Genomic DNA, 20,689 nt, shown 5'->3' with positions numbered 1-20,689 from the left:
AACCCGTGGCGGATCCAGGCCCCGAGGAGGGTCGCGGGAGCGACCGCGACGGCCGGGACCGGAGGCGGAGAATCGCAGGTCAGCGGCGCCGGGTGAGCATGCTGACCGCGTTGGCGGCGACCACGGCCCCGATGCCGGCCAGCTCCACCCGGCCCAGCTCCTGGCCCAGGACGACCCGGCCGACCAGCGCCGCCAGCACCGGGTTGACGCTCATGAACAGCCCGAAGGCCTGCGCGGACACCCGGCGCAGGGTGAACAGGTCGGCGAGATACGGCACCGCGGACGACAGCAGGCCCGCCACCACCGCGCACCCCGCGGCGCCCATGGTCGGCGGACGCGTCAGGGCGACGACCAGCCCGACGGGCAGGAACGCCAGGGCGGAGACCCCCGCGGCGGCCGCCGACCCCTGCGCTCCCGGGAGCCGGCGGCCCACGGTGCGGTTGAGGAGGATGTACGACGCCCAGCAGAGCGCGGCGAGCAGGCCGAGGCCCATCCCGGGATAGTCCGCGGAGGGCCGCGGCCGCAGCAGGACGACGACGCCCGCCGCGCCGATCACCGCACAGCACGCGTCCACGCGCCGCCGTGCCGCGGCCAGCGCGATGCTCAGCGGGCCCAGGAACTCCAGCGTCACCGCGAGACCCAGGCCGACGCGGTCGATGGCGGTGTACAGGGACACGTTCATCGTCGCGAACACCAGGGCGAGCAGCAGTACGGGCGACCACTGCTCCCGGGTGAAGTCGCGCAGCCGGGGCCGCGCCACGGCCAGCAGGACGATCGCGGCGACGTACTGGCGGACCGCGACGACCCCGACCGGACCCAGCACCGGGAACGCGAGCGAGCCGACCGCGGCACCGACCTGGTTGGACAGGCCGCTGCCGACCATGGTGCCCACGCCGGCCAGGGAGGCCCTCTCGGCGTGGACCACCGGCACCGACGGACGTGCGGGAGCTGATCGCATGCCCCGATCGTGCGGCGGCCCACGTCCTTACGGAAAATGCATGCGGCGGTCCATCTATACGCTTCGGTCATGGATGCGAGAGTCATCGATGCGAGGGCCATGGGCGCGAGGGTCATGGGCGCGAGAGTCATGGACGTGGAACTGCGGCAGCTGCGCTGTCTCGTCGCCATCGTCGACGAGGGCACGTTCACGGACGCCGCCATCGCGCTCGGCGTCTCCCAGGCGGCCGCCTCCCGCACCCTCGCCTCGCTCGAACGCGCCCTGGGCACCCGGCTGCTCAGGCGCACCTCCCGCGAGGTGACGCCGACCGGGACCGGACTGCGGGTCCTCGCGCACGCCCGGCGGGTGCTCGCCGAGGTCGACGACCTGGTCCGGGAGGCCACGTCGGGCCACACCCGGCTGCGCGTCGGGTACGCCTGGGCGGCCCTCGGACGGCACACCCTGGCCTTCCAGCGCCGTTGGCGCGACACCCGTCCCGAGACCGAACTGCACCTCGTCCGCGCCAACTCGGGCACGGCCGGTCTGGCGGAGGGCGGCTGCGACCTCGCGGTGGTGCGCAGACCGCCCGGCGACCGGCGGTTCGACTCGGCGATCGTCGGGCTGGAGCGTCGCCTGTGCGCCCTGGCCACCGACGACCCGCTGGCCCGGCGCCGCTCGGTGCGGCTCGCCGAACTCGGCGGACGGACGCTGCTGGTGGACCGGCGCACCGGCACCACCACCCCCGATCTGTGGCCGCCCGACGCGCGCCCGGCCGTCGAGGAGACCCACGACGTCGACGACTGGCTCACCGTGATCGCCACCGGCCGGTGCGTCGGCGTGACCGCGGAGTCGACCGCCAACCAGTACCCGCGGCCCGGCGTGGTCTACCGGCCCGTGCGCGACGCCGAACCCGTCGCCGTACGGCTCGCCTGGTGGCGGGACGATCCGCATCCCGCCACGCAGCACGCGATCGAGTTGCTCACAGCCCTCTACCGCGAGGCACGGTAGGCCCGGTCCGGGGAATGGTCCCGTCCGTATCGGGTACGCGATCCCAGCCGCGCCCGGGTCCCGCCCGGACGGGGCAGGACCATGACCGCCGCTACCAGGGGATCCACCATGGAGACACCCGCGCACGACGACACCGGCAGCACCGCCCAGCGGGCGCTGGCCGTGCTGGCCGACAACACCGAGGACACGGCCGCGCTGGACACGCTCGCCCACAGCGACGTGCTCGTGCCCGTGCCCGACGACGCCCCGGAGGAGGAGGCGAGCGACGCCACCTCCGTGTCGCTGCCCGTCCTCGAACAGCAGAACGGCGCCTCGGTGGTGCCCGTGTTCACCTCGGAGCCGGAGATGGCCCACCTGCTGCCCTTCGTCTCGCGCTACCGCCTGGTGCCGCTCGGCGCCCTCGCCGCGCAGTGGCCGTCCGGCGACCTGTCGCTCACCATCGACGCCGCCGGGACCCACGCCCTCACCCTCACCTCGGAAGGCGTACGCACCCTGCTGGCCCGGCCGCACGGCTGAGCGGCCGGAGGCTGTACCCGGCCGGCCGGGTGGGCAGGCCGTGACCGTGGCCGCACGCGAGCCGCCGGTCCGAGGCGGGCGCGGTCCAGAATGACCGCATGCTCTTGATCCCGGGCGTGGCCGGCGGACTCGTCCTCCTTCTCGTGTTCAGCAGTATCGTGCGCACCCTCGTGGTGCCCCGGGGCCTGTACTCCGTGCTGGTCTTCCGGCTGTGGTGGGGCCTGCGGCGGCTGCTGCGCCTGGCCGCGCTCTCCGGTGGCTACCGGGCCATCGACCGCGCGCAGACCTGGCTCGCCCCGCTCATGCTGATCGGCATGCTCGCGACCTGGCTCGGCGGTGCCCTGATCGGCTACGGAATGCTCCTGTACGCGCTGTCCCCGCTGTCCTGGGAGACCGCGTTCCGGGAGGCCGGGTCCAGCCTGTTCACGCTCGGCTTCGCCAGCGGAGCCCGGGGCAGCCTGTCCGCCCTCGACTTCGTCGCGGCGGCCACCGGTCCCGTCGTCATCGCCCTCCAGATCGCCTACCTGCCCACGCTGTACGCCGCCTACAACCGGCGTGAACTGGAGGTCACCCTGCTCCAGTCCCGGGCCGGGGAGCCCGCGTGGGGGCCGGAGATCCTGGCCCGGCAGTGGCTGGTCGACACCGAGACGGCCCTGCCGGAGCTGTACCGGTCCTGGGAGCGGCTGGCGGCGGACATGGGCGAGAGCCACTCCACCTATCCGGTCCTGCTGGCCTTCCGGTCGCCCCGGCCGTACCGCAACTGGCTGGTCGGACTGGTGGCCGTGATGGACGCGGCCGCCCTCCAGCTCGCGCTCACCCCGCGCAACGCCCCGACGGAGGCCCGGCTGGTGCTGCGCGCCGGATTCACCGCGCTGCGGGACATCGCCCGCGCGGTCCGTGTCCCCTTCGATCCCGATCCGGCTCCGGACGCCCCGATCCAGCTGACGTTCGCCGAGTTCGAGTCGGCCGTGGCGATGCTGGAGACCACCGAGTTCCGGGCCCAGCGCACCCCCGCGCAGGCCTGGCCGCACTTCCACGGCTGGCGGGTCAACTACGAGGCCGTCGCCTACGCGCTGTGCCGCCGCTGCGACGCGGTCCCGGCGCCGTGGACCGGACCCCGTGACTTCCCGGCCGCGTCGGTCCCACCCCGGCGTCCGGCCGACCGGCAGCCGCAGGCGCCCGCTGAGGGGTAGCGAAGGCGACGGGGCGAACGGCCTAGGAGTCGAGCATCCGTGTCAGCGCGGCGCGCTGGAGGGGCCGTACCTCGGTGTGCAGGTCGCGGCCCTTGCGGGTGAGGGCGACCCAGACGCCCCGCCGGTCCTCCACACAGACGGAGCGTTCGACCAGGCCGTCCTTTTCCAGCCGTCCGATGAGGCGGGACAGCGCGCTCTGACTGAGATGGATCCGCCCGGCGATGTTCTGCACCCGGCAGTGGTCGCCCTCCTCGCGCGCCTCGGTGGCGAGGAGGTCGAGCACCTCGAAATCACTCGCACCCAGGCCGTGGGGGTGCAGTACGCGGTCGATCTCGCACATCGTGCGTGCGTGCACGGACAGGATGTCCCGCCACCGTTCTTCGAGCCGGGCGGCCGGCGTCTTCACTGCCATACCCGCACGGTACACCGAATCGGCCATTCATTGAGTGTGCAACTAGTGCGCACGCAAGCGGCCGGCGGCCGGCGGTCGGTCCCGGTTCAGGCCGCCGGGTCCTGGATGAGCCCCACGAGGTTCCCGTCGACGTCCTTGACCGAGGCGATCAGCCTACCGTTTCCGACGTCCTGGACGTCCTGCAGCGGCTCGGCCCCCGCCGCCAGCAGGGCCGCCAGCCGGGCCCGGATGTCGGAGACGTGCCAGTACGGCACCGGTCCGGTCATGCCCTTGGCGTGCCCGTTCGGATCGAGGCCCACGTCCTGGCCGGCGTCCTTGAAACCGACGTAGTAGGGCTCGTCCGCGTACGGCTCGGTCTCCAGCAGCGCGCTGAACAAGGCCTTCGACCGGGCGAGATCCTTGACCGGGTAGATGATCGTCTTGAGGCCGGCGGTCATGGGGTGCTCCTTCGTCACAGGGACCGACGCGTCTGGGTCGGTGCTTCCCACGCTAGGCCGGGGGAGCGCCGGGTGGCTTCTCCGATCCTGACCTGTTGTCGACGGCCCCGTGCGGGACCGGCGCCGCGGCGGAGCCCCGCCGTCGCGCGCTCAGGTCGACTCCCGCCGGACCAGCTCCGTCGGCAGGATCACCGCCGCCGGGTCCTCGCCGCCGATCTGGGCCAGCAGCACCCGCACCATCTCGTTGCTGATCCGGTCCCACGGCTGGCGGATGGTGGTGAGGGCGGGGCTGGCCGCCGTCGCCGCGGGAGAGTCGTCGAAGCCGCCGACAGCGATGTCATCCGGCACATGCCGGCCGGCCCGCCGCAGAGTGGCCAGCACCCCCTGGGCCATCAGGTCGGAGGCGACGAACACGGCGTCCATGTCCGGGGCCGCCGCGAGCAGCCGCTCGGCGCCCGCCTCGCCGCTGGCCCGGCTGTAGTCGCCGGAGACGACCAGCCGTTCGTCGAGGCCGACACCCGCCTCGGTCAGCACCTCCCGGTAGCCGGCCAGGCGCTCCACACCACCGGGGGTGTCGAGCGGACCCGTGACCACGCCGATCCGGCGGCGGCCCAGCGACAGCAGATGGCGCACCATGTCGCGGGCACCGTCCCGGTCGTCGGCGGCCACGTAACTCACCTTGGAGCCCAGCCCGATCGGCTTGCCGCACGCGACCAGCGGCACGCCCGCCGCGCACAGCTCCTGCGCCACCGGATCGCCGGAGTGACTGGAGACCAGCAGCACCCCGTCCACGTGACCGGCGGTGATGTAGCGCGCGATGCGCCGCCGTTCGTCCTCGGTGCCCGCCAGCATCAGCAGCAGCGGGATGTCGTGCGCCGCCAGGGCCTGTGTGCAACCCCGCAGCAGGATGTTGAAGTTGGGGTCCTCGAAGAACCTCTCCTGCGGCTCGGTCAGCAGGAAGCCGACCGAGTCCGAGCGTCCGGTGATGAGGGAACGGGCGTGCCGGTTGACGACGTAGCCGGTTCTGCGGATGGCGGCGTCGACCGCCTCCCGCGCGGAAGGGCTGACGTAGTGGCCGCCGTTCAGGACACGCGAGACGGTGCCCCGTGAGACTCCTGCCTCGCGCGCCACGTCATGGATGGTCGGCGGCTTGCGTCGGCCCCCCGCATTGTTCATGGTCATGACTTTACGGCCCCGGACAGCAGATCCAGGCTCCAGAACCGTTGCACGACCAGGAAGAGGGCGACCAGCGGGAGCACGGCGAGGAAGGCTCCGGTGATCACCAGGGTGTACAGGGCAGGGGTGTTCGCCCCCTGTTCGAGGAGCGTGTACAGGCCCACCGTGACCGGGAACTTCTCGTCGTCGCTGAGCATGATGTACGGCAGCAGGAAGTTGTTCCACACCGCCACGAACTGGAACAGGAACACCGTCACCAGGCCGGGCACCATCATCGGCAGCGCGACCCGGGTGAAGATCCGCCACTCGCCCGCCCCGTCCATCCGGCCGGCCTCGACCACGTCGGAGGGGACCGCGGCGGTGGCGTAGATCCGCGCGAGGTAGACGCCGTAGGGGGAGAGGATCTGGGGGAGCAGCACGGACAGGTGGGAGTCCGTGAGGCCGGCCTTCGCCATCAGCAGGTACTGCGGGACGGCGAGGATCACCGGCGGCATGAGCACGCCCGCCAGCAGGATGTCGAACATCGTCTCGCGGCCGCGGAAGCGGTACATCGCCAGCGCGTAGCCGCTGACCGCCGAGACGGCCGTGGACAGGAGGGCGCCCAGGCCGGCGTAGAGGGCGGAGTTGCCCATCCACGTCCAGTACACGCCGTCGCGGTAGGCGCCGAGATCCTCGAGGTTGTCGGCGAAGCCGCTGCCCGGCAGGAAGGTGAAGGTGGAGAACAGTTCGCTGCCGGACTTGGTGGACGCGATCACCACCCACGCCACCGGCAGCAGACAGTAGAGCGCGCCGAGCAGCAGCGTGACGGTCGGGACCAGCGCGATACGGCGGCGCGGCGGCCCCTGGACGGTGCCCGGGGCGGTGCCCGCGGCGGGAGCGGCCTCGCCGAGGGCGAGAGAACTCATCGTGCTGCCTCCTGCTTGTCGCGGCGGTTCGCGGTCCGCAGGAACCCGAAGGACAGCGCCAGTGTGACGAGGGCGATCAGGGTCGCCTCGGCGGCGGCCGCGTGGATGTCCCCCTTGCCGAAGGCGTCCTGGTAGACCTTCATCAGCGGACTCCAGGTGCTGGGCAGGGAGTTGGTGAGCGGTTTCAGGGTGGTGGGCTCGTTGAACACCTGGAGCGTCGCGATGATCGAGAAGAAGAAGGTCAGCACCAGCGAGGGCGCCACCATCGGGATCTTGATCCGCAGCGCGGTCTGGAGCGGAGTGGCGCCGTCGAGCTCGGCCGCCTCGTACACCTCGGCCGGGATGGCCTGGAGGGCGGTGTAGATGACGATCATGTTGAAACCGGTGCCGCCCCAGACGGCGATGTTCGACAGGGCCAGATACAGCGGACCGCCGTCGAGCAGGTCCGGCTGCGGCAGCCCCAGCCGTTCGAGCACGAAGGAGAAGGGGCTGACGTCCGGCAGGTACAGGAAGCCCCACAGCAGCGCCGCCACGACGCCGGGGACGGCGTAGGGCAGGAAGATCGCGAGCCGGGTGAACGGGGCGAGCCGCACCCGGTCGGTGTCGAGCATCAGCGCGAACAGCAGGGCGAGGCCGAGCATGACCGGGACGACGACGCAGCCGTAGCCGAGCACGTGCAGCGCGCCGCCCAGCAGTTCGTCGTCGGTGAGGGCGGCGGTGTAGTTCTCCACGCCGGCCCAGACCTCCCGCCGGGCGCCCGACCCCAGGCCGAGCCCGGAGACGCGCACCTTGCGGAAGCTGAGCCAGAGGGCGTACCCGATGGGCAGCGCGAAGAACAGGCAGAAGAGGAGCGTCGCGGGAAGGAGGAAGGCGTACGGGGCCCCCTTGACCCCGTACGCCCTCCGGCGCGCCGGGCTGGTCACCGAGCGACTCCGAAGCCCTGCTTCTCGAGGTCGGCCACCGTCTCCTCCTGCATGGTGCGCAGGGCGGTCAGGAAGTCCGACTTGTTCTTGGCGGCGGCGCCGAAGGCGTCCCGGAAGGACGTGTAGGCGACGTTGACGTTCGGGCCCCACGCGGACGGCGCGGTGGTCTCGGCGATCTTGGCGGCCTCGGTGTAGAAGTCGGCCTGGCCGGAGAAGTAGTCCGGCGGGGTGAGGAAGGCGCCGCTGAGCTGGGCGGCCGTGGGGGCCGGGTAGATGCCGCCCTCCTTGGCCAGCGCGTTCAGTGCTTCCTTGTCGGTGTTGAGCCACGCCGCGAACTCGGCGGCGGCCGCCCGGTGCGGGGAGTCCGTGGTGACGGCGGTGGACGAACCGCCCCAGCTGCCGGTGACGTTGTCGCTCGCGGACCACTGGGGGAGCGGGGCCATGGCCCACTTGCCCTTGGTGTCGGGCGCGGCCGTGGTCAGCGTGCCCGGGGCCCACACGGCGCTGACCCAGGCGATCTGCTTGCCGGTGTCGAGCGCCTTGTTCCAGGCCGGGGTGTACATCGGCTGGTTGTCGATGGCGCCCTCCTTGACCAGGCCGCCCCAGAACTCGGCGACCTTCCGGGTCGCCGCGTCGTCGATGCCGACCTTCCACTTGTCGCCCGAGGTCGTCCACCACCGGGCGCCTGCTTGCTGCGCCAGGCCCGCGAAGAGGCCGGAGTCGTTGGCGGAGAACGTGGTCAGGTCCGTGTCGGGCGCCGCCTTCTTCAGCTTGCGCGCGGTCTCGGCGAACTGGTCCCAGGTCGTGGGCACCGTCAGGCCGTACTTCTTGAACAGGTCCGCGCGGTAGTAGAACATCATCGGCCCGATGTCCTGCGGGACCGCGTACACCGCGTCCGTGCCCAGGGTGGTCTGCTGCCAGACGCCGTCGGCGAACTTGCTCTTCGCGTCACCGACGTCCTTCGCTATGTCGGCCAGCGCGTCATTGCTGACCAGCGTCGGCAGCGCCTGGTACTCGGCCTGCACCAGGTCCGGCGCCTGCTCGGCCTTGTGCGCGGTGAGGATCTTGGTGACCAGCGTGTCGCCGGACGCCTGCTTCTTCACCGTGACGCTGATCCGCGCCTTCTTGCCCGCGCCCTTGTTCCACAGGTCGACGACCTTGTCCATGCCGGGCGTCCAGGTCCAGTACGTCAGCGAGACCGGCCCCGCTTCGGCGTCGCCGGTGTCGTCCGACGAGCCGCAGGCGGCGAGGGCGGTGGCGCCGAGGGCGGCGGCGACGGTGACGGCGACACCCCGGCGGAGCCGGCGGCGTTTCGTGTTCGGCATGGATCTCTCCCCTGACCTGGGGCCCCCGCCCTGCTGCGGGGGCCGCCCGCCCTGCTTCTGTGAGCGTTCACATGGCGTGGCCCCCATTAGCCGGGGGCCCTTGCCGTGCTCTGTGAGCGTTCACAGTAGAGAAACATCCTGGACGCTTGTCAAAGGTTGTTGCTGTGCGGTTATGTTGGGCTCACGCCGTCATCCATGTGTGTGCACGTTCCCAAATGAACGACTCAAACGGGAGAGATCCATGCCGGACACCACCCCCAGGGGCCTCACCAGGCTGGCCTTCGGCGGGGACTACAACCCGGAGCAGTGGCCGGAGTCCGTCTGGCACGAGGACGTCCGGCTGATGCGCGAGGCCGGCGTCACCATGGTGAGCGTCGGGATCTTCTCCTGGGCGCTCCTGGAACCCTCGCCGGGGGTCCACGACTTCGGCTGGCTCGACCGACTGCTCGACCTGCTGCACGAGAACGGCATCCGCGTCGACCTGGGCACCCCCACCGCGGCGCCGCCCGTCTGGTTCTACCGGGCGCACCCCGAGGCGCTGCCCGTGGCGGCCGACGGCACGCGCTACGCGTTCGGCTCGCGCGGCGCGATCTGCCACAGCGACCCCGACTACCGCGCCGCCGCCGCCGACATCACCACCCGGCTCGCCGAGCGCTACGCCCAGCACCCGGCACTGGCGATGTGGCACGTGCACAACGAGTACGGCGTCCCCGTCTCGGCCTGCTACTGCGCCTCCTGCGCCACCCGCTTCCGGCACTGGCTGGCGGACTCCTACGGTGGCGTCGAAGCCGTCAACGAGGCCTGGGGCACCGCCTTCTGGGGTCAGCGCTACAGCGACCTGGACGAGATCGACCCGCCCCGCCTGACGCCGACGGTCGGCAACCCCGGCCAGGCGCTGGACTACCGGCGCTTCGCCGACGCCACGATGCGCGGGAACTTCGTACGGGAGCGGGACATCCTGCACCGCCTCGCGCCGGGCGTCCCGGTCACCACGAACTTCATGACGGCCCTCAGCCAGTGCGACTCGGTCGACTACTGGGCCTGGGGCCGCGAGGTCGACATCGTCACCAACGACCACTACCTGATCACCGACGGCCGCCGCACCCACGTCAACCTTGCCATGGCCGCCGACCTCGCCCGCTCCGTCGCCGGCGGCGCCCCCTGGCTGCTGCTCGAACACTCCACCTCGGGCGTCAACTGGCAGGCCCGCAACCCCGCCAAGGCCCCCGGCCAGATGGCCCGCAACTCCCTCGCCCACGTGGCCCGCGGCTCCGAGGGCGCCATGTTCTTCCAGTGGCGCCAGTCGCGACGCGGCGCCGAGAAGTTCCACTCGGCGATGCTCCCGCACGGCGGCACCGACACCCGCGTGTGGCGCGAGGTCGTCGAACTCGGCACCGGCCTCGACGCGCTGGACGTGATCCGCGGCACCCGCACGCGGGCCGACGTGGCCGTCCTGTGGGACTGGCACTCCTGGTGGGCGCAGACCCTCCAGTGGCGCCCCAGCGAGGACCACGACCCGCGCGAACGCGCCGACGCCTTCTACGAAGCGCTCTACGACCGCCACCTCACGGTCGACTTCGCCCACCCGGAAGCCGACCTGTCGGCCTATCCCCTTGTCGTCGTACCCGCGCTCTACCTGATGACCGAGGCGGCCGGCCACCACCTGAAGGAGTACGTCGAGGGCGGCGGCACCCTCGTCGTGTCGTACTTCTCCGGCATCGTCGACGAGCACGACGCCGTCCACGAAGGCGCCTACCCGGGCGCGCTGCGTGACGTCCTCGGCCTGACCGTCGAGGAGTTCTCGCCCCTCCTGGCCGGCGAGTCGGTACGGCTCACCGGCCCCGACGGCGGCGAACTCGGCGGCGACGTCTGGACGGAGTTCGTGGTGCCGCGCGGCGCCGAGACCGTGTGGACGTACGCCGACGGGCTGACCGCGGGCCGCCCGGCCGTCACCCGCCACCGGCTCGGCGAGGGCACCGCCTGGTACGTCTCCACCCGCCTCGGCCCCCAGGGCCTCGACACGATCCTCGGCCGGGCCGCCCAGGACGCGGGTGTCGCCCCACGCGCCGAGCTGCCCCACGACGTCGAGGTCGTGCGCCGCACCGGCGACCCGGGCAGCTTCCTGTTCGCGATCAACCACACCGCCACGGACGCCAAGGTGCCGATCGAGACGCACGGCACCGAGCTGCTCACCGGTGAACGCGCCGCCGGTCGCCTCGCGGTCCCGGCGGGAGCCGTCCGGGTCGTACGCCTCGACGGCTGAGCCGACCCCCCTCCGTCCGTGCGAGCCGTGAGGCGCGGCCGGAGGGGTACGCCCCCACGCCCGTCGCACCACCCCACCACGTCGAAGGGACGACGAACGAAGATGTTCCATCCCAGACGCACCATCAGGGCCCTGCTGCTCCCGCTCCTCGCCGGGCTCGCCCTCGTCACGCCGCCCGCCCAGAGCGCACAGGCCGCCGGCACCCTCACCAACGGGGGCTTCGAGACCGACGGCACCGGCACGGCCACGCCCGGCGGCTGGTCCGAGTACGGTGACACCGGCGCCTCGTACGTCGAGTCCGGTGGCCACGGCGGCGGTCACCGCCTGAGCCAGTACGCGTCGACCGCCTACAAGGTGGAGACGTATCAGTACCTGTCCGGGCTGGCCGACGGGAACTACACCCTCACCGCCTGGGTCCGCTCGGGCGGCGGCCAGAACTCCGCCTACCTGGCCCTGAGGAACTGCGGAAGCGCCGAGCAGCGCACCGATCTCCCGGTCTCGTCCGGCAGCTGGATCCGTATCGTCACGTCGGTCAAGGTGACGAACAACCAGTGCACGATCAGCGTCAACAGCGACGCGAACGCGGGCAACTGGATCAATGTCGACGACCTGACCTTCACGTCCGGTACGACCGGCCTGCCGATCAAGGGTGCCGACATCTCGTCCCTCGCCAAGAGCGAGGCCTACGGAGGCGTCTACCGGACCGGCTCCGGTACCGCCGGCGACGCGCTCGCCATCCTGAAGTCCGCCGGGATGAACTACGCGCGCCTGAAGGTCTGGGTGAACCCGGCCGACGGCTACAACGACAGGACGCGCGTGCTGGCCATGGCCAAGCGCGTCAAGGCCCGGGGCATGAAGCTGCTGGTCGACTTCCACTACTCGGACACCTGGGCCGACCCCGGCAAGCAGACGAAGCCCGCCGCCTGGGCGGGCCACTCGTACGCTCAACTCAGGACCGACGTGTACAACCACACGTACGACGTGTTGAACGCGTTGAAGGCGCAGGGCACCACGGCCGACATGGTCCAGGTGGGCAATGAGATCAACGGCGGCATGATGTGGTCCGAGGGCTCCACCGACCACTGGTCGCAGCTGGCCGGCCTCATCAACTCCGGCTACGGCGCGGCGAAGGCGGTCTCCTCCGGCACCCGGGTCGCCCTGCACCTGGCCAACGCCGGCGACGACGCCACCGTCCGCTGGTGGTTCGACAACGCGGCCGCGTACGGCATCGGTTACGACGTGATCGGGCTGTCGTACTACGGCTACTGGCACGGCACCCTCGCCGCGGCGCAGGCCACCCTCGACGACGTCGCCGCACGCTACGGCAAGCCCGTCTTCGTCGCCGAGACGGCCTACCCCTTCCGTCTCGACAGCGACGACTCGCTCCCCGACCAGATCGACACCACCGGTGAGCTGGTCTCCGGCTATCCGGCGACGCCTGCCGGGCAGTTGGCGTGGACGAACAGCGTGGCGAACATCGTGGAAGCCGTGCCCAACGGCCGTGGCCTGGGCGTCTTCTACTGGGAGGCGACCTGGACCGCGGTGACCGGCAACGGCTGGGACCCGGCCGACGCCACGTCCGGCAACGGCTGGGAGAACCAGGCGCTGTTCGGCTACGACGACAGGGCGCTCTCGTCGATGGCGTGGTTCGGCCACCGCTGAGCGCGTGACGCGGGGCCCGGCCGCTCGGCGGCGGCCGGGCCTGTCTCCGCGCGGCCGGCCGCCGCCGGACCGGCCCGCGGCGCTGGACGTTCGATATCGGTCAGCAGTGCCCAAGCCCCGGACGAAGCGGTCCCGACTGCGCGACAGTGGGGAGCACGCGGTACGAGGAGGCTCGGACGGAGGGGACGAGATGCTGAGGACTCCGGTCGGTGACAGGCGTCTGGACATCCTGGACTGGCTCAAGGATCCCGCCGCGCACTTCCCTCCTCAGCGGCACGGCGACCTCGTCGAGGACGGCGTCACCGCCGGTGCCGTCGCCGCGAAGATGGGCGTACGCCGCTCGGTCGCCGACACCCACCTGCGCCTGCTGGCGGGCATCGGCCTGCTGCGCACCAGACGGATCCGGCGCCGCACCTACTACCGTAGGGACGAGATCCGGGTGGCCGAGGTGGCCCGCATGTTCGAAAAGGGCTGGTGAACGTCCGGAACGACCCCGGGAGTCCGCGTCGCCGTGCTCCTTCCCCGAGCGAAGGCCAGGTACCCGTGGGACGATCCACCGCTCTCGCACCCGTCCGGTATGTCGGCATCGGCGGCCGCGGCCCCGAGGACGTCGTCGCCGACGCCCGCGGCCGGGTCCTCACCGGCGTCGAGGACGGCCGCATCCTGCGCCTCGACGGGCTGGCCGGCCCGGGGCCGGCCAAGGTCGAGGTGCTGGCCGAGACCGGCGGACGGCCCCTCGGCCTCGAACTCCTGCCGGACGGCTCCCTGCTGGTGTGCGACGCGGAACGCGGACTGCTCCGCGTCGACCTCGACGACGGCACCGTCCGCATCCTCGCGGACTCGGTGGCGGGGGAGCGGCTGCGGTTCTGCAGCAATGTCGTCTCCGGGCCCGACGGCACCGCCTACTTCACCGTCTCCAGCCGCCGCTACCCGCTCGGACAGTGGATCGGCGACCTGGTCGAACACACCGGCACGGGACGGCTGCTGCGCCTCGCGCCCGGCAGCGGGACGCCCGAAGTGCTGCTGGAGGGGCTCCAGTTCGCCAACGGTCTGGCCTTCGGCGCGGACGGCTCCTCCCTGGTCCTCGCCGAGACCGGCGCCTGCCGGCTCACCCGCTACCGGCTCACCGGACCGCGGGCCGGCCACGCCGAGCCCTTCGTCGAGGACCTGCCGGGCATGCCGGACAACATCTGGCGCGGCGGACCCGACGGACCGATCTGGGTGGCGCTGGCCGGACCGCGGGTGCCCCCGCTGGACCTGCTCCACCGCGCCGCGCCGTCCGTGCGTCGCGCCGCGGCCGGCCTGGCCGTGCGCGCACCCTTCCGTCCCATCGGAGCGGCTGGCGTCCTCGCCGTGGACGACGACGGCCGGGTGCTGCACCACCTCGGCCGCCGCCGTTCCGGATTCCGCATGGTCACCAGCGTCTGTCAGGCCGATGGCCATCTGATCCTCGGCAGTCTGTGGGAGCGGGGCGTCGCGGTGTGCGAGGCGCCGACCGTCCGATGAACCCGGCGTCCCCTGTCGACCGGCCCTGTTCACCGCGTGCGGCGGGTACCGCCCCCTCCGGGTCTTCGAGGGTGACGGGTGACGCCGGGAGGGGAGCACTGACCCGCCGAAGCTGACAAAGCGGTCATAGGGGACGACGGGGAAGGTAAGAAGTCGTTGAGAACTGGGCTCTGGTGGTCATCGTCGGCATGGTGGGCGCCCGCTGCGCCACCTGACCGACCGGCCGGTTCGAGGCCCTGACGACATACTCGGCCTTCTCGCGCGAAACGCCGCGGCCGACCGGGACCGGCGCGGGCCTCTACGCTTCCGCCAACGCCGTCGCGAGCGCGGCGACGGGCCTCGGCGGCGCGTTCGCCAGGGTGTGAATCGCCCGTGGAGTGCGGGCGCAGGCGGTCGGAAGGCCCCCGCCGTAGTAAGACTGTCTACAGCACTGTCGACCAATTTCCTCAGAACTGGATTCCGGATTACATGAGCGCCATCTCCGTCGGCCAAGCCGTCATCCTCGGAGCCGTCGAGGGAGTGACCGAGTTCCTCCCCGTCTCCTCCACCGGCCACCTGAAGATCGCCGAGGGGCTGATGGACATCCCCGTCGACGACAACGCCGTCGTCGGCTTCTCGGCCGTCATCCAGGTCGGCGCGATCGCCGCGGTGTTCGTGTACTTCTTCAAGGACATCGTGCGCATCGTCTCCGCGTGGGGCCGAGGGCTGACCAACCGCGAGGAGCGCTACCACCACGACTACAAGTTCGCCTGGTGGGTCATCTACGCGACCATTCCGATCGTCGTGGTGGGCCTGGCCGCCAAGCCGCTGATCGAGGGGCCGCTCGCCTCGCTGTGGGTGGTCGCGGGCTCGCTGATCGTCGGCAGTGGCGTGATGTGGGCGGCGGACCAGATGGGCCGCCACAAGCGCGGTGAGGACGACACCTCCTTCAAGGACGCGATGCTGGTCGGCAGCTCCCAGATCCTCGCGCTGCTCTTCCCCGGGTTCTCGCGCTCCGGCGCCACGATGTCCACCGCGCTCATCCTCGACCTGGACCGGGTGGCCGCCACCCGTCTGTCGTTCTTCCTCGGTATCCCCGCCCTCACCGGCGCCGGCCTCTACGAACTGAAGGACGCCCTGGGCGCGGGCGTCGGCGCCGCCCCGCTGGCCGTCGGCACGGTCGTCTCCTTCGTGGTCGCCTACGGCTCGATCGCCTGGCTGCTGAAGTTCGTCGCCAAGCACTCCTTCAACGCCTTCGTGATCTACCGGATCGTCATCGGCGTGGCACTGTTCGGTCTGCTGGCCACGGGCGTGCTCGACAGCTGAGCGAGAGCTGAGCGACCGCTGAGCGGCGGTGGTGCGGCGCGGGGTGGGAAGCCGGGGCGTGCGGCTTCCCACCCCGCGGGCGTTCCCGGCGGGGTGTTCCGGCCGCGCGCCTGCGGGGGCATTCCTGGCCGGGCGCTTCTGGTGGTCGCGCGCACGCGGGCTCCGTCGCCGCCGCCTTGACATCGCCGTCCCGTCCGCCGCAGGATCGTTCCTGTGAACCTGTCAGACAGCCAGACAGGTGGCGGGGCACCGCGACGCGTCAGCGCGATGGAAGCGGTGCTCGGCCACCTCCGCTCCGCCATCGAGCGCGGCACCTACGCGATCGGCGACAAGCTCCCCTCGGAGGCGGAGCTGTGCCGCACCCTCGAGGTCTCCCGGCCCGTGCTGCGGGAGGCGCTGCGCGCCCTGCAGACGATGGGACTGACGGTCTCCAGGACCGGCAAGGGCACCTTCGTGATCGCCCGGGCCGTCGAGGACCCCACCTTCGGCGACTACGCGGCCAGCGACCTGCTGGAGGTGCGCCGGCACGTCGAGATCCCGGTCGCCGGGTACGCGGCTCGGCGCCGCACCGCCGAGAACCTGGACCGCCTGTCTCAGCTGCTGCAGCGCATGGAGCGGGAGACGGACACCGCCGCGTGGGTCGCGATGGACACCCTCTTCCACCTCGCCGTGGCCGAGTCCGCCCAGAACCCGGTCTTCCGCCGGGTCATCGAGGAGATCCGTGACGCGCTGGCGCGCCAGTCGGCGTTCCTCAACGAACTGGGCGGCCGGCGCGAGCAGTCCGACCGCGAGCACCGGGCGATCGTCGAGGCACTGGCCGACGGCAGCGAGCGGGCCGCGGTGGAGGCCATGTCCCACCACCTCGACCGCGTCGAGACCAGCCTCACCGCCATCGTGCGCCGGGCACACCAGGCCGACGCCGTGGCCGGCGCGCGCAAGTCCACCGGGGCCGGCACGTGACCCGCGAGCCGCTCCCCGTCCACCCACGAGCGATCCAGGCAGTGATGTACAGCAGTTGTCTCGCGGACGCCCCCGCGGTCCGTGAACCCCTCCACGCTCCCGTCGCCCACCTCATACGCGGCGGGGTGATCGAGGGCATCCACTACGGCTCCGTCGTCGTCCTCGCCGCCGACGGCGAGGTCCGGCTCCAGCTCGGCGACATCGAGGCCGCCTTCTACCCGCGCTCGGCGATCAAGCCCGTCCAGGCCGTCGCCATGGTGCGCGCCGGGCTCCCGCTCGACGGCGACCTGCTCTCCCTGGCCGCCGCCAGCCACTCCGGTGAGGAGCGCCATCTCGCCGGTACCCGGCGGATCCTGGAGCTCGCCGGTGTCACCGAGGACGACCTGCGCAACGTCCCCGACCTGCCGTTCGACCCGGTCGTGCGGGACACCTGGGTGCGCGAAGGCAGGCTGCCCTCCCGGCTCGCCCAGAACTGCTCCGGCAAGCACGCGGCCATGCTCTACACGTGCAGGCTCAACGGCTGGCCCCTGGACAGTTACCTTGATCCCGGCCATCCGCTCCAGACGGCCATCGCGGAGATCGTCGAGGACCTCACCGGACAGCACATCGCCCAGGTGAGCGTCGACGGCTGCGGTGCTCCGCTGTTCTCCGTCTCCCTGCACGGCCTGGCCCGCGCGGTCGCCCGTATCACCACCGCCGTCCCCGGCACCCCGGAGGCGCGGGTGGCGGACGCGATGCGTGAGCACGCCGAGATGGCCTCAGGCGCCGGCCGTGACGTGGCCGCGCTGATGCGGGCCGTGCCCGGCCTGCTCGCCAAGGACGGCTTCGAGGGCGTCCAGGTCGCCGCCCTCCCCGACGGCCGCGCCATCGCGGTCAAGATCGCCGACGGCGCGAACCGGGCCCGCGTCCCGGTCGCCGCGGCGGCCCTCGCCCGGGCGGGTGTCGACCCGGCGGCCCTTGCCGAGTTCGCGGGCGAGGCGCTGCTCGGGGGCGGTCGGCCGGTGGGCGGCGTCAGGCCGGTGCGCGCACTCGACCCACTGACGCTGCCCGCGTACTCAGCCGTCTGAGCCAGGACACGCGACGCGGAGCGGCCGGCGCGCGGTCCCTCTGCGTCCGTCGCGGTCCCGCGCCGTCCCTGGCCGTCGCTCTCCGTCCCTCTCCGTCCCTGGCCGTCCCTCGCGGTCCCGTGCGATGAGGGCCGTCGTCGTGGAGGCACCGTGACGAGGCCGCCCCGCTGATCGCCGAGCGGCCCGACCGTCGGCGACGCGCGCGGACCGGCCCGGCGGCAGAATGGTGATCGTGACGACGTCGTCCCTCACGTTCCAGCCGGTCCTGGAACGCATCGCCGACGAGGTCGGACGGACCCCCGGCCGCGGCCGGCCCGCCGACTACATCCCGGCGCTCGCGGCTCGCGACCCGCGCAGCTTCGGCATGGCCGTCGCGGAGCTGGACGGCACGGTGTACGGCGTGGGGGACTGGCGCGAGCCGTTCTCCACGCAGTCCGTCACCAAGGTCTTCACCCTCGCCCTCGACCTGGCCCGTGAGGGCGACACCCTGTGGGAGCACGTGGGCCGCGAGCCCTCCGGCAACCCCTTCAACTCCCTGGTGCAGCTGGAGTACGAGCACGGCATCCCGCGCAACCCGTTCATCAACGCGGGCGCGCTCGTCGTCACCGACCGCCTGCACACCCGTACCGGAGACGCGGCGGGCGAACTGCTCGCCTTCCTGCGCGCCGAGAGCGGCAACGCCCACCTGGCCTTCGACGAGGAGGTCGCCGCCTCGGAGAACGCCCACGGCGACCGGAACGCGGCCCTCGCCCATTTCATGGCGTCCTACGGCAACATCGACAACCCGGTGCCGGTCCTGCTGGACCAGTACTTCCGCCAGTGCGCGATCACCGCCTCCTGCGCCGATCTGGCCCTGGCGACCTCGTTCCTGGCCCGCCACGGCATTCGCGCCGACGGCACCCGGCTGCTCACCCGCAGCCAGGCCAAGCAGGTCAACGCGGTGATGCTGACCTGTGGCACCTACGACGCGGCGGGCGACTTCGCCTACCGTGTCGGCCTGCCCGGCAAGAGCGGCGTCGGCGGCGGGATCATCGCGGTCGTGCCGGGCCGCTGCACGCTGTGCGTGTGGAGTCCGGGTCTGGACGAGCGCGGCAACTCGGTGGTGGGGGTCGCGGCGCTCGACCGCTTCACGACCCTCACCGGACTGTCCGTCTTCTGAGCCGGTCCGTCGACGCCCGGCCGGCTCAGGAGCCCTGGCACTCGCTGTTGTCGCCGCCGGACCGGCACTGCGACCGGGGTCCGCTGTGACCGGGCCGCGGCGCGGGAGGGTGGTCCTGGTGGTACTGCTCGGCCAGCGCGACCGACGCGACCACGAGGAGGACGAGTCCGGCGACGACCTGTCCGACGGCGGTGAAGTACGCCCGCCCCCGGCCCGCCGCCACGGCCGTCACCAGGACGACGACGCCCACGACGGCGACGTACACGCCCGACTCGGTCATGCTGACGTCGGAGTTGTCGGCGCCGGTGTCGAAGAACGCGTAACCGGCGTTCGCCTGGCCCGCGAGGGACGCGACGACCGCCGCCAAGGCATCCACGGCGAGCAGCACGAGGGCGAGGAACACATCGGCCACCGGGTGCGGGTGGTCGCGCCTCGGGGCGGGCGGTACGGGTGCCGTCGTCATGGCACCAGCGTGCTGTCCCGTACCGTGCGGCGTCCTGAGTACGGATACTCAACGCGTACGGACGCGTGACTCGTCCAAGAGCCGGGCTCGGAAACGCGGTTGAGTGCCGTACGGGTCGTCGGCGATGATCGTCGGCATGTTCTCGCGCAGAAATCGCCGCTCGAAGTCCCCCGAACTGCTCAAGGCCTGGCAGCTGCTGGACCAGGGAGACATTCCCGGCGCCCTGCGCGCGCTGCGGGACGGCGCCGAGAACCTGCCGTTGAACGAGGTGGCCCTCGTGGTGGCAGGAGCCGCGCGGACGGCCGGCTTCGACGACCTCCACCGGGCCGCCACGGAGCTCGCCGCCGACCCCGACCGTGCGCAGGCGCTGTACGCGTATGGCTACGCGTGCGTCGAGCGTGACGTGCCCTACCTGGCGATACCCGCCCTGCGTGAGGCCCTCGTCCAGGCGCCCGGCTCGGCGGCTGTGCTGCGCGAACTCGTCTCGGCGTACGAGCGCGAGGGCCGGCACGCCGAGGCCGTCGCGGTGCTGAGCGCGCACGAGGACGGGCTGGCCGACTGGCCCGACCGCTATCTGCTCGTCTACAACGCCCTGATGGCGGGAGACCTGGCCCTGGCCCGTCGGCAGCACGCGCTGCTGCCGGATCCGCAGGACCAGCGGTGGCTGGGCGCGCGGGCCCGTCAGGGGCGCATGCTGGAGCGCGCGGCGAGCGCCGAGGCGCTGAGCGCGCTCGACCTCGGCGACCTGCGGGGCTGGCAGTTCGTCCTGGGCGGCACGGTGCTGGGCACGTTGTCCCCGTACGGCTTCGACGCCGGGATGACCGGACGGTTCGCCTGGCTCCAGGACACCCACGACCAGTGCCTGCGGGGGCTGCTGCGGCTGCGGACGGTGCTGGAGGCCGCGGAGGCGCGCCCGCGTTCCGTGTCGCTGCTGCCCGACCGCGGCAGCCGGATCCTGGGCCTCGCCGCCGCCGACGTACTGGGCCTTCCGGCGCGGGACTTCGCTCCCGGACGACAGGACACCGTCGTCATCGCCTACGACCTCAACGAGGTGGCCCGGGCGGACCAGGGCCCCGAGATCATCGGGCAGCTCTTGGAGCGGGCGGCGGGACAGGTGCTCCACGAGCACGCGAGCAACTGGACCGACCTGCCGGTCGTGACCGCGGACAGCGTCACGCTGCTGCACCAGTCGGCGTCGGCGCCCTGGGAGGGACACCTGGGGCTGGGGGACAGCGGCGAAGTGGAACGCACGGCACCCGACGACCGCCCGGCGGCGGAGATCGCCGCGGAGATCGTGGCGGCCGACCCGGCGCCCGACGAGGGCGACGGCGCCACGCCCGCGGACCCGGACGACCGGCTCGCGGAGTTCGTCACCGCCGTACGCGGCACCTGGCTGCGGGGCGACCGGGCGGGTCTCAACTCGGCCGGCCCCGTACGCAGCTCCAGGTTCATCTGACCACTCCTCGACCCCG

General features: G+C 72.2%; 20 protein-coding genes. 12 read left to right on the top strand and 8 right to left on the bottom strand.

Translation table 11 applies throughout. The annotated features are described in order from the left end of the window. Positions 1 to 79: 79 nt before the first annotated feature. Positions 80 to 958, bottom strand: coding sequence for an EamA family transporter (locus ACWCQK_RS15050; protein ID WP_451155550.1), 879 nt, complete (start codon positions 956 to 958; stop codon positions 80 to 82). 129 nt (positions 959 to 1,087) lie between these two features. Between ACWCQK_RS15050 and ACWCQK_RS15045 the strand changes: the two genes are divergently transcribed. The 3 genes from ACWCQK_RS15045 (at position 1,088) to ACWCQK_RS15035 (ending at position 3,654) form a co-directional block, all read left to right on the top strand. Next, positions 1,088 to 1,945 (top strand): LysR family transcriptional regulator, encoded by an 858-nt coding sequence (locus tag ACWCQK_RS15045; protein ID WP_451155705.1) that lies wholly within the window; start codon positions 1,088 to 1,090, stop codon positions 1,943 to 1,945. Positions 1,946 to 2,053: 108 nt separating this feature from the next. Further along, positions 2,054 to 2,461 carry an SseB family protein gene (locus ACWCQK_RS15040; RefSeq protein WP_451155549.1) on the top strand — a complete coding sequence of 136 codons (408 nt, stop codon included), beginning with the start codon at positions 2,054 to 2,056 and terminating at the stop codon, positions 2,459 to 2,461. Positions 2,462 to 2,559: 98 nt separating this feature from the next. Further along, positions 2,560 to 3,654: a hypothetical protein gene (locus ACWCQK_RS15035; RefSeq protein ID WP_451155548.1), complete on the top strand. Its 1,095-nt coding sequence runs from the start codon at positions 2,560 to 2,562 to the stop codon at positions 3,652 to 3,654. A gap of 22 nt (positions 3,655 to 3,676) precedes the next feature. Here the strand turns inward: ACWCQK_RS15035 and ACWCQK_RS15030 are convergent, their stop codons facing one another. The 6 genes from ACWCQK_RS15030 to ACWCQK_RS15005 form a co-directional block, all read right to left on the bottom strand. After that, positions 3,677 to 4,066 (bottom strand): MarR family winged helix-turn-helix transcriptional regulator, encoded by a 390-nt coding sequence (locus ACWCQK_RS15030; protein WP_451155547.1) that lies wholly within the window; start codon positions 4,064 to 4,066, stop codon positions 3,677 to 3,679. Positions 4,067 to 4,152: 86 nt separating this feature from the next. After that, positions 4,153 to 4,503: a VOC family protein gene (locus ACWCQK_RS15025; protein ID WP_451155546.1), complete on the bottom strand. Its 351-nt coding sequence runs from the start codon at positions 4,501 to 4,503 to the stop codon at positions 4,153 to 4,155. A gap of 150 nt (positions 4,504 to 4,653) precedes the next feature. After that, positions 4,654 to 5,685, bottom strand: a complete 1,032-nt coding sequence (locus ACWCQK_RS15020; RefSeq protein ID WP_451155545.1) for a LacI family DNA-binding transcriptional regulator — start codon at positions 5,683 to 5,685, stop codon at positions 4,654 to 4,656. Continuing rightward, positions 5,682 to 6,584 carry a carbohydrate ABC transporter permease gene (locus tag ACWCQK_RS15015; RefSeq protein ID WP_451155544.1) on the bottom strand — a complete coding sequence of 301 codons (903 nt, stop codon included), beginning with the start codon at positions 6,582 to 6,584 and terminating at the stop codon, positions 5,682 to 5,684. The genes ACWCQK_RS15020 and ACWCQK_RS15015 overlap by 4 nt, the downstream gene beginning before the upstream one ends. Further along, positions 6,581 to 7,507 carry a carbohydrate ABC transporter permease gene (locus tag ACWCQK_RS15010; protein WP_451155543.1) on the bottom strand — a complete coding sequence of 309 codons (927 nt, stop codon included), beginning with the start codon at positions 7,505 to 7,507 and terminating at the stop codon, positions 6,581 to 6,583. Before ACWCQK_RS15010 ends, ACWCQK_RS15015 begins: the two co-directional genes overlap by 4 nt. Then, on the bottom strand, positions 7,504 to 8,832 hold the full coding sequence (locus ACWCQK_RS15005; protein WP_451155542.1) for an ABC transporter substrate-binding protein: 1,329 nt from the start codon (positions 8,830 to 8,832) through the stop codon (positions 7,504 to 7,506). Before ACWCQK_RS15005 ends, ACWCQK_RS15010 begins: the two co-directional genes overlap by 4 nt. A gap of 241 nt (positions 8,833 to 9,073) precedes the next feature. On the opposite strand from ACWCQK_RS15005, the gene ACWCQK_RS15000 reads away from it, so the two are divergent. The 8 genes from ACWCQK_RS15000 (at position 9,074) to ACWCQK_RS14965 (ending at position 18,754) form a co-directional block, all read left to right on the top strand. Beyond that, the gene (locus ACWCQK_RS15000; protein ID WP_451155541.1) at positions 9,074 to 11,095 is read left to right on the top strand and encodes a beta-galactosidase; all 2,022 of its coding nucleotides are present in this window, start codon (positions 9,074 to 9,076) and stop codon (positions 11,093 to 11,095) included. A 102-nt stretch (positions 11,096 to 11,197) separates the two neighbouring features. Further along, positions 11,198 to 12,757, top strand: a complete 1,560-nt coding sequence (locus ACWCQK_RS14995) for a glycoside hydrolase family 53 protein (protein WP_451155540.1) — start codon at positions 11,198 to 11,200, stop codon at positions 12,755 to 12,757. A 190-nt stretch (positions 12,758 to 12,947) separates the two neighbouring features. Next, complete coding sequence (locus tag ACWCQK_RS14990) at positions 12,948 to 13,235, top strand: ArsR family transcriptional regulator (RefSeq protein WP_451155539.1); 288 nt, start codon at positions 12,948 to 12,950, stop codon at positions 13,233 to 13,235. Positions 13,236 to 13,300: 65 nt separating this feature from the next. Beyond that, a complete protein-coding gene (locus tag ACWCQK_RS14985) occupies positions 13,301 to 14,263 on the top strand; it encodes an SMP-30/gluconolactonase/LRE family protein (protein ID WP_451155538.1) in 963 nt (320 codons plus the stop codon). Positions 14,264 to 14,731: 468 nt separating this feature from the next. Then, on the top strand, positions 14,732 to 15,568 hold the full coding sequence (locus ACWCQK_RS14980; protein ID WP_451155537.1) for an undecaprenyl-diphosphate phosphatase: 837 nt from the start codon (positions 14,732 to 14,734) through the stop codon (positions 15,566 to 15,568). A 213-nt stretch (positions 15,569 to 15,781) separates the two neighbouring features. Continuing rightward, complete coding sequence (locus ACWCQK_RS14975) at positions 15,782 to 16,528, top strand: FadR/GntR family transcriptional regulator (protein WP_451155536.1); 747 nt, start codon at positions 15,782 to 15,784, stop codon at positions 16,526 to 16,528. A 44-nt stretch (positions 16,529 to 16,572) separates the two neighbouring features. Next, the gene (locus ACWCQK_RS14970) at positions 16,573 to 17,595 is read left to right on the top strand and encodes an asparaginase (RefSeq protein WP_451155535.1); all 1,023 of its coding nucleotides are present in this window, start codon (positions 16,573 to 16,575) and stop codon (positions 17,593 to 17,595) included. A 223-nt stretch (positions 17,596 to 17,818) separates the two neighbouring features. Next, on the top strand, positions 17,819 to 18,754 hold the full coding sequence (locus tag ACWCQK_RS14965) for a glutaminase (RefSeq protein WP_451155534.1): 936 nt from the start codon (positions 17,819 to 17,821) through the stop codon (positions 18,752 to 18,754). A gap of 25 nt (positions 18,755 to 18,779) precedes the next feature. On the opposite strand, the gene ACWCQK_RS14960 is transcribed toward ACWCQK_RS14965, so the two are convergent. After that, positions 18,780 to 19,217 (bottom strand): DUF6234 family protein, encoded by a 438-nt coding sequence (locus ACWCQK_RS14960; protein ID WP_451155533.1) that lies wholly within the window; start codon positions 19,215 to 19,217, stop codon positions 18,780 to 18,782. A 136-nt stretch (positions 19,218 to 19,353) separates the two neighbouring features. On the opposite strand from ACWCQK_RS14960, the gene ACWCQK_RS14955 reads away from it, so the two are divergent. Then, positions 19,354 to 20,673 carry a hypothetical protein gene (locus ACWCQK_RS14955; protein WP_451155532.1) on the top strand — a complete coding sequence of 440 codons (1,320 nt, stop codon included), beginning with the start codon at positions 19,354 to 19,356 and terminating at the stop codon, positions 20,671 to 20,673. The last annotated feature ends 16 nt before the right edge of the window (positions 20,674 to 20,689 follow it).

Source organism: Streptomyces sp. NPDC002306, from assembly GCF_053593435.1.
Note: the sequence above shows the minus strand (reverse complement) of the source record. Positions and strands in the feature narration are given on the sequence as shown.

Bases quoted from the DNA above. Each gene is read 5' to 3' on its own strand.
- ACWCQK_RS15020 (WP_451155545.1), bottom strand. From the start codon at position 5,685: ATGACCATGAACAATGCGGGGGGCCGACGCAAGCCGCCGACCATCCAT.
- ACWCQK_RS14970 (WP_451155535.1), top strand. From the start codon at position 16,573: ATGTACAGCAGTTGTCTCGCGGACGCCCCCGCGGTCCGTGAACCCCTC.
- ACWCQK_RS14960 (WP_451155533.1), bottom strand. From the start codon at position 19,217: ATGACGACGGCACCCGTACCGCCCGCCCCGAGGCGCGACCACCCGCAC.
- ACWCQK_RS15000 (WP_451155541.1), top strand. From the start codon at position 9,074: ATGCCGGACACCACCCCCAGGGGCCTCACCAGGCTGGCCTTCGGCGGG.
- ACWCQK_RS15025 (WP_451155546.1), bottom strand. From the start codon at position 4,503: ATGACCGCCGGCCTCAAGACGATCATCTACCCGGTCAAGGATCTCGCC.
- ACWCQK_RS15005 (WP_451155542.1), bottom strand. From the start codon at position 8,832: ATGCCGAACACGAAACGCCGCCGGCTCCGCCGGGGTGTCGCCGTCACC.
- ACWCQK_RS15040 (WP_451155549.1), top strand. From the start codon at position 2,054: ATGGAGACACCCGCGCACGACGACACCGGCAGCACCGCCCAGCGGGCG.
- ACWCQK_RS15050 (WP_451155550.1), bottom strand. From the start codon at position 958: ATGCGATCAGCTCCCGCACGTCCGTCGGTGCCGGTGGTCCACGCCGAG.
- ACWCQK_RS14990 (WP_451155539.1), top strand. From the start codon at position 12,948: ATGCTGAGGACTCCGGTCGGTGACAGGCGTCTGGACATCCTGGACTGG.
- ACWCQK_RS15045 (WP_451155705.1), top strand. From the start codon at position 1,088: ATGGACGTGGAACTGCGGCAGCTGCGCTGTCTCGTCGCCATCGTCGAC.
- ACWCQK_RS14980 (WP_451155537.1), top strand. From the start codon at position 14,732: ATGAGCGCCATCTCCGTCGGCCAAGCCGTCATCCTCGGAGCCGTCGAG.
- ACWCQK_RS15030 (WP_451155547.1), bottom strand. From the start codon at position 4,066: ATGGCAGTGAAGACGCCGGCCGCCCGGCTCGAAGAACGGTGGCGGGAC.
- ACWCQK_RS15035 (WP_451155548.1), top strand. From the start codon at position 2,560: ATGCTCTTGATCCCGGGCGTGGCCGGCGGACTCGTCCTCCTTCTCGTG.
- ACWCQK_RS14955 (WP_451155532.1), top strand. From the start codon at position 19,354: ATGTTCTCGCGCAGAAATCGCCGCTCGAAGTCCCCCGAACTGCTCAAG.
- ACWCQK_RS15015 (WP_451155544.1), bottom strand. From the start codon at position 6,584: ATGAGTTCTCTCGCCCTCGGCGAGGCCGCTCCCGCCGCGGGCACCGCC.
- ACWCQK_RS14965 (WP_451155534.1), top strand. From the start codon at position 17,819: ATGGTGATCGTGACGACGTCGTCCCTCACGTTCCAGCCGGTCCTGGAA.
- ACWCQK_RS14995 (WP_451155540.1), top strand. From the start codon at position 11,198: ATGTTCCATCCCAGACGCACCATCAGGGCCCTGCTGCTCCCGCTCCTC.